Origin of the sequence: Agarivorans sp. QJM3NY_30 (genome assembly GCF_050870855.2) — a bacterium.
Lineage (GTDB): Bacteria > Pseudomonadota > Gammaproteobacteria > Enterobacterales > Celerinatantimonadaceae > Agarivorans.
Map to the genome: position 1 here is coordinate 2226331 of NZ_CP194038.2, position 14155 is coordinate 2240485.

Consider the following 14155-nt stretch of genomic DNA (forward strand, 5'->3'; position numbering starts at 1 on the left):
TCTATGGTTTGAATTGGTATTCATGAAGGAGTACATACTCAGATGAAAAGCCTAACAGATTTACCGGGATTGGGGCCAAAATCAGCTCAAATGCTTGAGCAAGCAGGAATTATTTCGCTAGAGGACCTACGTGAGTTAGGCGCAATCCGAGCTTTTATCAAGGTGAAGCAGTTCGGTGCAACTCAGCCTAGTTTAAATCTATTGTATGCTTTGGTAGGAGCCTTAGAGGGAAAACATTGCTTAAGCATCGCCAAACAACAAAAAGCAGAGCTGATTATGGTTTTAGAAGGCTACCAAGAGCTGGAAAAATTATTTACAGAGTAGGGCAAGCCTTTAAGCCTAATATCATCATAGGGTCTGGTCTGCATTTTACTCGTGTTGCCAAGCTGTTGAGTATTTATGGAGCCATTATTGTGAGTGAACAAGGAAGTAGCCATGATTCAAATTTCCAATAGTGTTTGGGTCGGTGAGGGCGAAACGGTGCCATTTTTTGGCTTGCCTTATAGTACCCGTATGACTGTGATCCGTTTATCGTGCGGTTCATTGTGGCTACACAGCCCAATTCGTTGGACAAGTCAGTTACAACAACAATTGGATCAACTTGGTCCGGTTAAGTATTTAGTGGCGCCAAATAAATTGCATCATTTGTTTATTAGTGAGTGGCAACAGCAGCACCCTCAGGCTCAGATTTTTGCTACTAAAGCTTTACAAACGAAGCGCAAAGATATTCGTTTTGACGGATTATTTACGCCAAATATCCCCGGCCCTTGGCAAGCTGATATCGCGCAATTGTTATTTACTGGTTCTGTCGCGATGGAAGAATGTGTGTTTTTTCATAAGCCCTCTCAGGTGTTGATTGTGACCGATCTGGTCGAGAATTTTTCACCCGAGGTTTTTACGCCAATTCAGCGCCATGTCGCAAAAGCCACCGGGATCCTTGCGCCCCATGGCAAAATGCCCATCGATTGGCGCCTTAGTTTTATCTTTGGTAAAAGTGAGGCCAGGCAACACCTACAGCAGATCTTGAGCTGGCAGCCGAAAGTTCTGATCATGGCCCACGGCCTGATCGTTAACCATGAAGTTGACAAGTTTTTACGTCGCTCGTTTGCTTGGCTCGGGTTGACTTAGCGGCTTAGGGGCTCTGTTCGCAGGGAGAGGTCACGATGAACATTTGGCGCACAGGGTATCGCTTGATTTGTTGTGGGTTCTACTGGTCAAGTTTTAGCTAAAATACAAGCCCTGGAGAGATGAGAGCGAGATACCTTCAGCTACCCGATTAAGTTTCTCTGGCAAGTTAAATAACAAACCTACCAGAGCATGTTCTGAGATATTTTACTTATTAGAATTACAACAAAGGTCAAACTTGTTATCAAAGCACCGACTGAAAATTACCTTTGAGGCGCATACAGTCATGTTTGGGCGGTAACCCAAATTGTTTCGAATACTCACGACTGAATTGTGAGGGTTCTTTGTAGCCGACTTCAAACCCCGCTTCTGCGGCGGCATATCCCTCCACCAACATAAGCCGTCTTGCTGCCATCAATCGCAAATGACTTCTGAACCGAATCGGACTTGTCCCAGTGACGTCTTTAAAATGTTTATAAAAACCTGACTGTCCCATATTTGCGATGCTGGCCAGTTTATTGATGGATATCGATTCGGTGAAATGGGTTTCTAACCATGTTATCGCTTTTTTTATACGACGCAGTCGGCTGTTTGCTGTCGCCATCTGAACAAGGACCGTATGAGATTGCGGGTTCTGAAGTAGCCTCCAAATCAGCTCTCTTTCAATTAATGGTGACAACACCGCGATATTTTGTGGGCATTGCAGCGTCTCGGTCAGCCTTACTACAGTATCGACCAATTGATCATCCATTGATCCCAGATTTAATCCGGAAGTCGTGCCTTCACTATCGCTTGTTTTGGTACATAGCTCGGTCAATTCTGCGATGAGTGCAGAATCCAGATCCAGTCGCAGGCAAAGATACGGACTACTTTTTGTAGCTTCTGTGACTGCGCCAAAAACGGGTAGCTGTACAGAGCCTAACAGGTAGTGCGCGGAGTCGTAATGGTAAATCTGATTGTTGAGTCTAGCCTCTTTCCTCCCTTGTGCAACCACACATATTGCTGGTTCGTAAAGAACCAGCTCAGGCGTGGTGGGTATGGAGGATCTCATAATCGAAACCCGTGGAATTGGTGTCTGAAAAATACCATCATCGTTCGAGAAATCGAGTAATAGCTTTGCCAGATCGCATATCGTACGCATATATCAGCACTCCATTCCTGTATTACTTAATTCAGAACACTAATTAGAATATGGAGGATGATACAAGAATTATGGGAAAGAGTCATACCGACTACTTGTGCTTTTCATCCACGATAACTACCAGTGAGCCTTGAGGCTCAAATTTGAAAATTAGCACAAAGGTTACTTATGAAGAAAACATGGTTCATTACGGGCGCATCTCGCGGTATCGGCTTCGAAATTGCACAAGCGGCACTGGTCTCTGGTGACAATGTCGTCGCAACAGCACGTAACGTAAGAAGGCTTCGGGAGCAATTGGGCTCAGAAATCCAACCACAGCTAGAATGTATTGAGCTAGACGTGAATAATTATATTCAGGCGAAAGAGGCTGTCAGCTGGTCAATTGAGCGATTTGCTAGTATTGAAGTTTTGGTGAACAATGCTGGTTTCGGTCAGCTCGGTCACTTTGAAACCGTTGAGCAGCGTGCTATAGAGCAACAATTCTCTACTAATGTTTTTGGTCTGATGCACGTGACCCGTGCAGTATTGCCAGCTATGCGCAGGCAGCAACGCGGGCACATTCTGAATTTGTCATCTATTGGTGGTGCTCTGGGCTTTGACGGCGCTGCCATCTATTGTGCTGCAAAATTTGCTGTAGAAGGATTCTCAGAAAGCCTCGCGTTGGAAGTGGCCCGCTTTGGCATCGATGTCACTATTGTTGAACCAGGCTTTTTTCGAACAGACTTTTTGGATGACTCTTCTGTACGTTATGGCCAAATTGAATTACAAGACTATACGGATGTCGCAAATACTCAAAAATCACAATACGATGAATATAGCCATGCGCAACTCGGTGACCCTAAAAGGCTTGCCCAACTCATTGTGAATACTGCGGGTATAAGCCCGGCACCACTTCGACTAGTCGCAGGTAGCGATGCTCTTTCTATGTCTCGGGACATCCTAAATAATCGTATGAAAGAACTAGAACTATGGGCCGATATTACAGTAACAACAGATCATCAGGAGGAGTAATTCTAGTTGGGACTTGAAAATAAACTAGCTCCATAGCGGCAATGCTGCTTGGCCTTATGTACGCGCAGATCTTCTGTAGGAAGATCAGCGTTTAATCACACGATGATGAATAAACGCTAAGGACTCGCGAATGGCAAGGGCATTACCGTGAGGGAATGTCTGAAGCAAGCGGACGTTTTTTAGATAAAGACTCCCAATGCCGCTTTATTTTGTAATGGTTGGGACACGGTGAAGGCCCAAACCTGAAAATCAATGAGGAGCCTGTGCAGCTCATTCGTTCTATATCCGATCGGACATAGAAACAGTGGCGCAAAATCAGAAGCCGTCATTGGAATGCAAAGGTGCGAATCGGCCGTTGTATTTTAAACATTTTCAGGAAACGCCCTGTGCGGAGCCGCATGCAGGGTGTTGTGGAGGCTGGAGGCTAGATACCTCCGGCTACCCGATTAGCCATTTTCTATGGGTTGCCGTATTACTGTTTTCCAATTTTCAGGGGCAGCTTTACGAATATCACTCAAGTAAATCTCATGGTGCTTACCGGCTTGCGTGTATTCGTTGGCATGGATAAATTCATGGACACGCTCAACCGTTGGTCCCTCTTCTGAAAAAGGTCCAATGTGCATAGTCTGTGCTGATATACCTTCACAAAATAACTCAAAACGAACCTTTGGCAATGCCTCTAAATTCTTTTTTTCCTTTACCTGCTTGTAGGCTTCTAAGAACAGATCTTGTGTCACATGTTTCGGTTGCATAATCATAGACGTCCATTTCCATTTGCTCTTGTCGTTGATGTCAAATAGAGACATGTCATCAACCCACCAAAGCCCTTCCAATGGCATGACGCCGTAGTCAATTTCTAATTCGCCTTTCTTGACCATGAATTTGAGAGCATACGACAAGGCGTAGAGAGCCTCGATTGCGTCACTGTAGTCTTTCGCTGTATTCGGATCACCCTGGCCATCAATCATCAGGAAATTCATTTCTGGGACATCAACAATCTCAACGCTCTTTGGGGAAGGTTTGTATAGGTGTTTCAACTCTTTCTTATAGTCAATTTTCTTCATTATTTATCCTTGGCTAAGGCCTTACTAAGTTGCAGCTAACCGCTATAGAACTCAAGCAAAGCCACCTTAACCATAGACTAAACCTAAAATGCCGAGCGTTCGCTGTCGACTTGAGTAATTTGTGTACGCCCGGCAGGGGCATGAACGAATGATGTGAAAGTCCTCTGTAGGAAGGTCACCGTTTAGTAACTCTTTCATTATTAAACGCTAAGGACTTGCGAATGGCAAGGGCATTACCGTGAGGGAATGTTTGAAGCAAGCCGGACGACTTTTTATTTAAAGAGAGGGCGAGCTGATGAACAAGAACATTATACGAGGCGTAGGCTGGAGGCGAGTTGGCACAAGACAACGTAGCCAAGTGATCTAACGGTCACCGTAAATAATGCAGCAGTGCAGAAAAAAGAGAAAGTGCATGTTCTACTTCTTATAAATAAAGAGTGGGGGAGCTGTAGTGGCATAGTGAATGATTAACTGACTCCATGGCGATTTAAGCAGACGGTTTTTTTAGATAAAGAGTCCCAATACCGTTTTATTGTGTAGTGGTTGGGACATAGTGAAGACCTGAACCTGAAAATCAATGAGGAGCCAGTGCTGCTCACTCGTTCTATATCCGATCGGACTTAGAAACAGTGGCACAAAATCAGAAGCCGTCATTGGAATGCAAAGGCGCGAATCGACCGTTGTATTTTAAACATTTTCAGGAAACGCCCTGTGCGGAGCCGCATGCAGGGTGTAGTGGGGGCTGGAGGCTAGATACCTACGGCTACCCGATTCGGTTTTTGCATACATATAATACTATAAAAACTAAATATGATTAGTTACACTGACGAAAATCTAAACTATTTATAAACTCCACCAGTTTGTTCGCATGAGCAACGGCACGTTGTTCAACTTCCAATTTATCACCGTAACTATCTGGAATGTAAACCATGTTGTGGGAAACAATTGGTGGGTGATATATCATTCCGCAACGCTTAGCCATCTGTTGTAATGGCTTTAGAAACTCTTCAACAGTAAAGCTATTGAGCCCCCCCTCTGAGTAACTCTGATCAGGACCACCAATTGTCGTCGAGATCATAAACGATTTTCCTTTTAATTTATCACCAGTATCTCCGTGAGCAAAACCATGCAAAAATACTCTATCTAACCACTCTTTCAGCATTCCAGGCATGCTATACCAATGAAATGGGTATTGAAAAATAACTATGTCAGCTCCTAACAGTGCTTTTTGCTCCGCATCGACGTTAATGTTAAAGTCAGGATACATTCTATAAAGATCTCTTACTTCAATATTATCTCTATCAACCAGCCTCTCTATAATAATTTTATTAGCGATTGATTGTTCATTTACATCCGGATGCGCAAGTGCAATTAAAACCTTCATAACTTATCCCTTAATTTATTAAACATATACGTAGCATCTCATTGCTACCAATATTGTTGCTCAGACACCTGAAGAGTAAACTAAGTAGAAATTCAAAGTAAGTACGCACATTTTTGGTATGTAGTATCATTTTGTATACTAAGGGAGAGTTATCATGAGTCACAGCGACTATGACTGCAATAATGGTTGTCCAGTTGAAGCCACGTTAGAAGTTATTGGCGGAAAATGGAAAGGGATAGTACTTTACCATCTACTTTCAGAAACGATCCGTTTTAATGAATTACGCCGTTTAATGCCAGAAATTACACAACGAATGCTAACAAAACAGCTAAGAGAACTAGAAGCCGACAATCTGATTTCGAGAAAGATATACGCAGAAGTTCCCCCAAAAGTTGAATACTCAATAACGACCTACGGAAAATCCCTGACTCCCATAATAGAAGCGCTACATGCATGGGGCGTTCAACATTTGAAGAAATAAACTAGACACCCATTCTAAAAACAAAATCAATAATAACACCTTTTCGCGGCACTTAACCTATATAACCTTTAGGCACATCGTGATTGATTCAATGGGTTTAAAGGTGTTTGGTGAAGGAGAATGGAAGGTGCGTAAGCACGGCAAAGAAAAGCGCCGAGTATGGCGTAAACTCCACCTTGCCGTTGATACTGATACGCATGAAATAGTGAGCATGGTGGCATCACTCGATTCAGTGCATGAGTGCGAAGCCTTACCCACACAGCTAAACCCACTTCGTCGCAAAATTCGAAAAGTCTCGGCGGATGGGGATTATGACACTAAACGCTGCTATGGGGTATTGGAACGAAAAAGAATAGCCCCGGTGATCCCACCGAGGCAAAACGCCGCTTACTGGGAGGAAGGCCATCCTCGCAACCAAGCCGTTGAAGCCCTGCAAAATGACCAACTAGAAGAATGGAAAACCCAATCGGGTTATCACGAGTGTTCACTGTCAGAGACGGCCATGTACCGCTACAAACAGCTGACGAGTGATAAGTTGAGCTTACGTCATTACAACGCCCAAGCGGGTGAAATGATGGTAAGTGTCAGTGCATTAAACAAAATGACTAGGCTAGGTATGCCTGTTTGTCAGGTAACTGGCTAAATAAAGTAAGAGCCTAGAATAACTGCACCTTGAGTTTGGATTTGATCAACAAGGCCCATAACAAGCACTCGACGCGAAGACTTTACTTAAGCGTTGATGGGGGGCGAATACTTCGCCACAATCATGGGTGTCTAATATAATTTACGATATGCGTATGATTGCTCATGACCGCATAGGCGCACACATCAATGGCGAACACCTCCGCTAGCTTTAGCAAATAGTCTTCTACCCATTGGCGGCGATGGTCATAACTCTTGCCTGTTTGCTTATCCTCACCACACAAATAAGCCCGACGTACACAGCGGGAAACACAGTGGTAATAAGGCGTATCATCCAAGCTTACTTGCGATTTTCTAGGCTGAGGCATAATGATAACTCCCCCAAATAAACCACTGTTGATAGTTTAGACCATAATAAGCGTTTCGTTAGTTGGGGTATCTTGTCTGACGCGTTGTTTGACGCGATACCGTGCTTAACTAAATGACGATAAAGCCAAAACCCACAAGGCCCAGCTTCATAAACTACACAAAGATGACTAGCCAAGTATTTATGTTTTTGATAGAATTATCGATAAATTTTTTGATAGAGTAAATATTGGTGGGGATGGTGCCATGGAACACGGGCTCATCTCTCGAATTATCAATACAATAAGCGACATCTGTGGTTTCTTTGTGAACGTCTAGTCCAATGAAAAACGTGCTAGATTTAGACGTGTCGATCTCCTGTTCTGTTATGACTTCCATCTAACAGTGTGGCTCTAGTTTGACGAATCCACGATAAACGCAGGAGGTCGACACTTTCACCAGGGGATCATTATGTCTGGGGTGTAAAGGGTTGCATCACGTATATTTATTCACATTAAACTTTACAATTATTAAAGGATTAAAATTGAAAGAGTGTCCAATCATTATTGATTTAAAATTAGATGAAAAAAGCCTAAAAGCTATTGAGGAAATAAAACAAATATACAACTTGAAAAAGATTGGTAGATACGCTCTATTCATGGCCATATTTATTCTATTTTTGGAGGTAGTGTAAAAAGGGGAGCGTCTAGTTCAGGTGTTTCCACTGTTATGAATGCTATTCCTAATGGCACAGCCAAGGAAGTACTAAATGGTTCAGGTAAAGTTGTTATTTCTGAGGCGAATCAAACAAGCTATAATATTTATATGGCTAATTGGGAGTATTTTTACCAATCCTTTGATGCTTTTGATAAAATAGCACAAGAAAGAATTGAATTTATTGCATTTAATCAAGGTCAAGCTCATATCTCTAAGCCTAAAGAATATAAATTTTGGAAGGCTATATATTTAGGTTGTAAATATAATGCTAAATAAAATTATTTTCACATTGTTACTGACACTTCCATTCTATTCTATAGCTGAAATTTCAGAGGAAGCTAAATATGCTTCTTTTTTGGTCCAGGTTAACTTAACTAAATATAGTGAGAAAAGTGAGCGCTGTCGTAATAAAATGAGATCTTTTACGTTGTCATCAACTGACAGAGCCCGCCTAAAAAAATTACCTAAAGAGGCCTCAAAAGGTTTAACGAAGTTACTTGATGACGCGCTTCTACAATGTACTCAGCCTGAAATATTTAATTTAGCTAATTCATTACTTATTCTTGAGGAACAAAATGCTTTAGAAAAATCTTCTGTTATTAAGGAGCAGGTACATTTAATTAGGAAGCTTGTTTTTTCTAAAACTTCTATTCAACCAAATATAGAGTACTCACAATTATCACCAGGATTACAGTCTAAGTTAAATAAAATTGATTTTTTAAAGTATCCTTTTGATATGTTTGTCGTTATTGAAGGTGCTTGGGGCCTCCCTCATTAATGCACCATAACAGGGCGAGCGCATGAGTATTTTTTAAGCATAAAGTGGTTATAGGTTGAATAACATCTTACTAAGCCACAATTAAACTGCCTGCGCTTTTACTCTCTATCCTTTACGCCGTGCTCAATTTGAGCAAAAAGAAGAGCATAGACATCCATGTTAAAAACTACAGGGACAGTAACAACGTTAGTGAAGTGAACACCACTGAAATCATTTAGTCCTCAGGTTATTGTCATGCCGATTAACGGCTAAATTCACAGTAGGTGACTCAGTTTGATGCAATTAACCAGACAGTCATCCCAACGAGCTGCTTTAGAATGACAATCTTGTTATTTCTTGCCATGCCTAGCTAGAATATATAAGGGCTCGCCAAATTGTTGTGAAGTCATGTCCGCATCTCTGCTATACCAACTCCCAACTCCCAACTCCCAACTCCCAACTCTTAGCTGCTAACGCGCCACCTATAACTGCAGTTAATATCGCCATCGGTAAACGTAAGTGAATAATCATGATTTGAACTGAATCTTCACCAGAAATGGAAAGCCAAATAAAGTTAAAGATCGCTTTCAGCCCCCTTGTTGCATCAAGTATAGAGTGTCCAGAAGCAGTACTTTTTATTTTTTCTTAATATTCAATTGCTTAATGTTAATTTCTTGTCAATATATTGCCTATTTTGTGTCAAATGCAAATGATGTTTATTTGCATTATCGTTAGCAAGTGGATAGTGTGACGCAGTCTTCAAGGCAGTTCAGTATTAATCGGTTAGCAAAATAGATAAGGACTCATATAAAATGTACAAAATATTACTTGGCTTAATCGCAGTTATTTTTAGTCAGGTTTCGTTTGCAAAACTCACCACTGTCACGGATGTTATTGATCGTGAAGTCACTTTTAATGCCCCAGCGCAACGTGTAGTTGTTGGCTTTTATCCAGAAGACTATATGGCAATAGGTACTGAAGCGGCATTTGATAATGTTGTTGGGATGGCAAAATACATGTGGGAAACTCGCACTGAAAACTGGGAGTTATATGTAAAACACCGTCCTTCTTTAAAAAATATTCCTGACATGGGTCGAGTGGATACCAACTCTTTCTCTGTTGAAAAGGTCATAGCACTAAACCCTGATCTATTGATGCTAGCCGAGTGGCAATATAAAGCGCTGGGGAGTGAAGTATCACGCTTCGAGTCTGTAGGGATCCCGATTATCGTTGTTGATTACAATGCCCAAACCGTAGAGCGTCATGTTAAGAGTACTGAGCTAATAGGTGTTATTACTGGCCAGGAAGAGCGCGCAGCCAAAATTTCGAGTGAGTACCAGCAAAGTGTAGAGATGATCAACGCTAGGTTAAAAGAAGCCAACCTACCTAAACCAAAGGTTTATACTGAATACGGAGGTGCCGGCGTGGAAGAAATTGGTTATACGTTTGGTAAAAACATGTGGGGTGCTATTTCCACAATGGCTGGCGCAGATAATATCGCAGCTCCTTATGTCGAATGGTGGGGAAAACTCAATCCTGAACAAATTATTGCCGCTAACCCAGACATTGTCGTTATCACTGGTTATGAATCTGGTCGAGCAAATAAAACAGCGATGGTTATGGGACAAGGAGTTGATGAAGAGTTAGCGAAGCAACGTCTTCTCGGCTATAAAAATCGCGATGACTGGACAACGTTAGCAGCTGTGAAAAACAATCGAATCTATGGTGCATATCACGGTGCGGTTCGGACGATTTTGGATGGTGCTATGATCCAATATTACGCCAAGATAATGTATCCGGAAGTTTTTAAAGATTTAGACCCAGTTGAGTATTACCAAAATTTCTATAAAAAATACCTACCTGTTCGTCCGAAAGGCACGTTTATGACTCACTTATAGTTGATTATTTACAAGTAACAATACGGGAGTCAGTGACTCCCTAACAAGATAGCTAGACAGCGATTCCTGTTTTAAAACGTCTTCTTATTTTTCCAGCGTAGAGCTTGTATTGAGAAAACGATCTAGCTTGGTGAGCGCAGCACCACAAAGAACACTCTTGGTTGCAAGTCCCAGAGTGTGAAGACGTTTTTGAGGAATCGAGGGGCGATTCAACATTGCAACGCGATGAAAACTATAACTCAATATGCTTAAACAAAAAGTTGGGAGAGACGCATATTCTAGGACAAGCAATGCTTGACCAGCCACCATGTTATAGGCCAAATTAAGAGTGTGTATTCCCCTCTAACGCTTATTTAAGTAAGTGCTCTACAGACACATTACTTTTAAAAAATTGATACACATACAATCAATCTAATATCAAACTTAGCCGTATTATCTTCATTGGTAAAGATGGAATTGCTTACTGGCTAGTGATGTGAAAAGGTTGATCATGGTAACAAATAACTAGACTGTCATCCCAACTCCCCAAACACATGTTTGCGCTATTGTGAGCAATGATGCAGCAAGCCATTTATAGGATTTAGTCGTGATTTGTCAGAACGTGGGTAAAATCGAGTATGAGCGACTATCCGTTATTGGTTGAGGATACCGCCCCTTATATTAGGCGCTAGCGGTTTATATTGCGGTTAATGCTGTCGCCTATCGTTAGTGGGATGTGTTTGCGCATATCATTGAGTTAAGCCATAACCACGATAAACCGAGAACCACAGCTCTAAGTTTACTGCTGCAAGCATTGCACAATCTGTTGTGGTGTTCACTTAAGCAGCTGAAGCTGCTGGTTAGGTTCGATAATGACATTTAGCCCAGTGGCATGATCGAGCTGCATTTTATATTACTTGTCCTGAACATTTTCTCAATATTGAGTGATTTAATTGTATCTAAGTCATTTATTCATTTGTTGGGGGTCGCTCCGCAAGCACAATCATTCTTACAATGATTGTTGTGTAAGCGACATTGATGAGGGCTTTGTGGCACGCACTTGCGACAAAAACTTCTTAGTGATGATTTATTCTTGTTTTTATTCAACGACTTATGGTTTTTATTCCAGTTGGCTCGGTATTCGCAATAGTTACTGCGGGAACCGTTTATCAAGCTAAAGGAAGAAAATATTATGGCTATTCGTCAATGTGCAATTTACGGAAAAGGTGGTATTGGTAAATCAACTACTACCCAAAACTTAGTAGGTGCTTTAGCAGAAGCTGGCAAGAAAGTAATGATTATCGGCTGTGATCCTAAAGCGGATTCAACCCGCCTTATTTTACATGCAAAAGCGCAAAACACCATTATGGAAATGGCTGCTGATGCGGGTTCTGTAGAAGATATCGAATTAGAAGATGTACTTAAAGTCGGTTACGGCGGTGTTCGTTGTGTTGAGTCTGGCGGTCCTGAGCCAGGTGTAGGTTGTGCGGGTCGTGGTGTGATTACTGCGATTAACTTCTTAGAAGAAGAAGGCGCCTATGAAGAAGATCTCGATTTCGTATTCTACGACGTATTGGGTGACGTGGTTTGTGGTGGTTTCGCTATGCCTATTCGCGAAAACAAAGCGCAAGAAATCTACATCGTGGTATCGGGTGAGATGATGGCGATGTATGCCGCAAACAACATCTCTAAAGGGATTTGTAAATATGCTGCCACCGGTAGTGTTCGTTTAGCGGGTCTGATTTGTAACTCACGTAAATGTGACCGTGAAGATGAACTGATTGAAGCGCTTGCGGCCAAAATTGGTACTCAAATGATCCACTTTGTACCGCGTGACAACGTTGTACAACAAGCTGAAATTCGTCGTATGACCGTGATTGAGTACAACCCTAAATGTAATCAAGCCGATGAATATCGCGCCCTCGCCAATAAAATCATCAACAACAAGTTATTTGTCGTTCCGACTCCTGTGACTATGGATGAGTTAGAAGAGTTGCTTATGGAATTCGGCATCATGGACGCAGAAGACGAGTCGATCATTGGTCAAGTTGCTGAAGAAGTGACCGCCTAATCATTCACCAACCAAGTGATCTTATTGATGCTATAGGAGGCAGCAATGTCTAACAATAAAGCAGAAACTCAAGCGCTGATTGATGAAGTGCTAGAAGTTTATCCAGAAAAAGCCAAAGCGGATCGTAAAAAGCACCTCGATGCCAACGACAGTGGAACGGGTAGTTGTATTACCGCTAACCGTAAGTCGTTGCCAGGGGTGATGACCGCGCGGGGCTGTGCTTACGCGGGTTCGAAAGGAGTTGTGTGGGGACCAATTAAAGATATGGTGCATATCTCTCATGGTCCTGTGGGTTGTGGCCAATACTCACGCGCTGGCCGTCGTAACTATTATACCGGTTATACCGGGGTAAACAGCTTCGGCACCATGAACTTTACCTCTGATTTCCAAGAGCGCGACATTGTGTTTGGGGGCGATAAAAAACTTGCCACCATGATCGACGAAGTGGAAATGTTGTTTCCATTAGCGAGCGGGATTTCTATTCAATCAGAATGTCCTGTCGGGCTGATCGGTGATGATATCGAAGCGGTTGCTAAAACCAAAGGTGCAGAAATCGGTAAAACCATCGTGCCAGTGCGTTGTGAAGGTTTCCGTGGGGTGAGTCAGTCGCTGGGTCACCACATCGCCAACGATACTTTACGAGATTACGTCTTGGATAAGTCGGAAGGTAAAGAAGTCGCGACCACCGATTACGATGTGGCCATCATTGGTGATTACAACATTGGTGGTGATGCCTGGTCTTCACGGATCTTATTGGAAGAAATTGGTTTACGGGTCGTGGCGCAGTGGTCGGGTGACGGTACCTTACCAGAGCTTGAAAATACCCCTTCGGTGAAGCTTAACCTAGTTCACTGTTATCGTTCGATGAACTACATCTGTCGCCACATGGAAGAAAAATACGGTGTGCCATGGATGGAATACAACCTATTTGGTCCCACTAAGTGTGAAGAGTCCTTACGCGCTATTGCGGCCAAGTTCGATGAGAAAATTCAGGCCAAGGCTGAAGAAGTGATTGCTGGTTACAAAGCGCAATGGCAAGCCGTTGTCGACAAGTACCGTCCTCGCTTAGAAGGCAAAAAAGTTATGTTGTATGTGGGTGGTTTACGTCCGCGTCACGTGATTGGTGCCTATGAAGATTTAGGCATGGAAATTGTTGGTGCGGGTTATGAATTTGGTCATAACGATGATTACAGCAAAACCGTCCCTGAAGTGAAAGATGCCACCTTGATTTACGATGACGTAACAGGTTACGAGTTAGAAGCATTTGCCGACAAACTGAAACCCGATCTGATTGGTGCCGGTGTGAAAGAAAAATACATCTTCCAAAAAATGGGGATCCCATTCCGTCAAATGCACAGCTGGGATTATTCCGGTCCTTATCATGGCTTCGATGGGTTTGCTATCTTCGCCCGCGACATGGACATGACGCTGAACAACCCTTGTTGGAATAAGTTAACGCCACCATGGAAGGCGGATAAGACAGAAAATCAAGCAGCTGCTTAAGCGCAGTCTAGTTTGCTTAGCAAGGTCAGGATGAGTG

12 protein-coding genes and 2 pseudogenes are annotated in these 14155 nt (G+C 42.6%); 10 read left to right on the forward strand and 4 right to left on the reverse strand.

The window, feature by feature from the left end; all coding sequences use genetic code 11:
- Positions 1-42: 42 nt before the first annotated feature.
- Complete coding sequence (locus tag ACRRSX_RS10215; protein WP_432453314.1) at positions 43-324, forward strand: TfoX/Sxy family protein; 282 nt, start codon at positions 43-45, stop codon at positions 322-324.
- Positions 325-435: 111 nt separating this feature from the next.
- The gene (locus ACRRSX_RS10220; protein WP_432453313.1) at positions 436-1128 is read left to right on the forward strand and encodes a DUF4336 domain-containing protein; all 693 of its coding nucleotides are present in this window, start codon (positions 436-438) and stop codon (positions 1126-1128) included.
- 241 nt (positions 1129-1369) lie between these two features.
- On the opposite strand, the gene ACRRSX_RS10225 is transcribed toward ACRRSX_RS10220, so the two are convergent.
- Entirely contained in the window at positions 1370-2266 is an 897-nt protein-coding gene (locus tag ACRRSX_RS10225) for an AraC family transcriptional regulator N-terminal domain-containing protein (protein ID WP_432453312.1), read from the reverse strand.
- A 168-nt stretch (positions 2267-2434) separates the two neighbouring features.
- Here ACRRSX_RS10225 and ACRRSX_RS10230 point away from each other — a divergent pair, with 168 nt between their 5' ends.
- Positions 2435-3277, forward strand: a complete 843-nt coding sequence (locus tag ACRRSX_RS10230; RefSeq protein ID WP_432453311.1) for an SDR family NAD(P)-dependent oxidoreductase — start codon at positions 2435-2437, stop codon at positions 3275-3277.
- A gap of 446 nt (positions 3278-3723) precedes the next feature.
- Here ACRRSX_RS10230 and ACRRSX_RS10235 read toward each other — a convergent pair whose 3' ends face one another.
- Together ACRRSX_RS10235 and ACRRSX_RS10240 are read right to left on the reverse strand one after the other, a co-directional pair.
- Entirely contained in the window at positions 3724-4341 is a 618-nt protein-coding gene (locus tag ACRRSX_RS10235) for a GyrI-like domain-containing protein (protein ID WP_432453310.1), read from the reverse strand.
- An 814-nt stretch (positions 4342-5155) separates the two neighbouring features.
- Positions 5156-5725: an NAD(P)H-dependent oxidoreductase gene (locus tag ACRRSX_RS10240; protein ID WP_432453309.1), complete on the reverse strand. Its 570-nt coding sequence runs from the start codon at positions 5723-5725 to the stop codon at positions 5156-5158.
- A gap of 154 nt (positions 5726-5879) precedes the next feature.
- Here ACRRSX_RS10240 and ACRRSX_RS10245 point away from each other — a divergent pair, with 154 nt between their 5' ends.
- A complete protein-coding gene (locus ACRRSX_RS10245; protein WP_432453308.1) occupies positions 5880-6206 on the forward strand; it encodes a winged helix-turn-helix transcriptional regulator in 327 nt (108 codons plus the stop codon).
- A 73-nt stretch (positions 6207-6279) separates the two neighbouring features.
- Positions 6280-6849, forward strand: a pseudogene (locus ACRRSX_RS10250) (IS5 family transposase); the annotation flags it as partial.
- Positions 6850-6982: 133 nt separating this feature from the next.
- Here ACRRSX_RS10250 and ACRRSX_RS10255 read toward each other — a convergent pair.
- A pseudogene (locus ACRRSX_RS10255) lies at positions 6983-7216 on the reverse strand (transposase); the annotation flags it as partial.
- Positions 7217-7922: 706 nt separating this feature from the next.
- Between ACRRSX_RS10255 and ACRRSX_RS10260 the strand changes: the two are divergent.
- The 5 genes from ACRRSX_RS10260 to nifD all read left to right on the forward strand — a co-directional run bounded on the left by ACRRSX_RS10260 (position 7923) and on the right by nifD (position 14118).
- On the forward strand, positions 7923-8186 hold the full coding sequence (locus tag ACRRSX_RS10260; RefSeq protein WP_432453307.1) for a hypothetical protein: 264 nt from the start codon (positions 7923-7925) through the stop codon (positions 8184-8186).
- Complete coding sequence (locus ACRRSX_RS10265; RefSeq protein WP_432453306.1) at positions 8176-8688, forward strand: hypothetical protein; 513 nt, start codon at positions 8176-8178, stop codon at positions 8686-8688. Before ACRRSX_RS10260 ends, ACRRSX_RS10265 begins: the two co-directional genes overlap by 11 nt.
- Positions 8689-9479: 791 nt before the next feature.
- Positions 9480-10565, forward strand: coding sequence for an ABC transporter substrate-binding protein (locus ACRRSX_RS10270; protein WP_432453305.1), 1086 nt, complete (start codon positions 9480-9482; stop codon positions 10563-10565).
- A 1171-nt stretch (positions 10566-11736) separates the two neighbouring features.
- Positions 11737-12615 carry a nitrogenase iron protein gene (gene nifH, locus ACRRSX_RS10275; protein WP_432453304.1) on the forward strand — a complete coding sequence of 293 codons (879 nt, stop codon included), beginning with the start codon at positions 11737-11739 and terminating at the stop codon, positions 12613-12615.
- A 45-nt stretch (positions 12616-12660) separates the two neighbouring features.
- The gene (nifD, locus tag ACRRSX_RS10280; protein ID WP_432453303.1) at positions 12661-14118 is read left to right on the forward strand and encodes a nitrogenase molybdenum-iron protein alpha chain; all 1458 of its coding nucleotides are present in this window, start codon (positions 12661-12663) and stop codon (positions 14116-14118) included.
- Positions 14119-14155: the final 37 nt, after the last annotated feature.

Bases quoted from the DNA above. Each gene is read 5' to 3' on its own strand.
- ACRRSX_RS10240 (WP_432453309.1), bottom strand. From the start codon at position 5,725: ATGAAGGTTTTAATTGCACTTGCGCATCCGGATGTAAATGAACAATCA.
- ACRRSX_RS10225 (WP_432453312.1), bottom strand. From the start codon at position 2,266: ATGCGTACGATATGCGATCTGGCAAAGCTATTACTCGATTTCTCGAAC.
- ACRRSX_RS10215 (WP_432453314.1), top strand. From the start codon at position 43: ATGAAAAGCCTAACAGATTTACCGGGATTGGGGCCAAAATCAGCTCAA.
- ACRRSX_RS10260 (WP_432453307.1), top strand. From the start codon at position 7,923: ATGAATGCTATTCCTAATGGCACAGCCAAGGAAGTACTAAATGGTTCA.
- ACRRSX_RS10245 (WP_432453308.1), top strand. From the start codon at position 5,880: ATGAGTCACAGCGACTATGACTGCAATAATGGTTGTCCAGTTGAAGCC.
- nifH (WP_432453304.1), top strand. From the start codon at position 11,737: ATGGCTATTCGTCAATGTGCAATTTACGGAAAAGGTGGTATTGGTAAA.
- ACRRSX_RS10235 (WP_432453310.1), bottom strand. From the start codon at position 4,341: ATGAAGAAAATTGACTATAAGAAAGAGTTGAAACACCTATACAAACCT.
- ACRRSX_RS10270 (WP_432453305.1), top strand. From the start codon at position 9,480: ATGTACAAAATATTACTTGGCTTAATCGCAGTTATTTTTAGTCAGGTT.
- ACRRSX_RS10230 (WP_432453311.1), top strand. From the start codon at position 2,435: ATGAAGAAAACATGGTTCATTACGGGCGCATCTCGCGGTATCGGCTTC.
- ACRRSX_RS10220 (WP_432453313.1), top strand. From the start codon at position 436: ATGATTCAAATTTCCAATAGTGTTTGGGTCGGTGAGGGCGAAACGGTG.
- ACRRSX_RS10265 (WP_432453306.1), top strand. From the start codon at position 8,176: ATGCTAAATAAAATTATTTTCACATTGTTACTGACACTTCCATTCTAT.
- nifD (WP_432453303.1), top strand. From the start codon at position 12,661: ATGTCTAACAATAAAGCAGAAACTCAAGCGCTGATTGATGAAGTGCTA.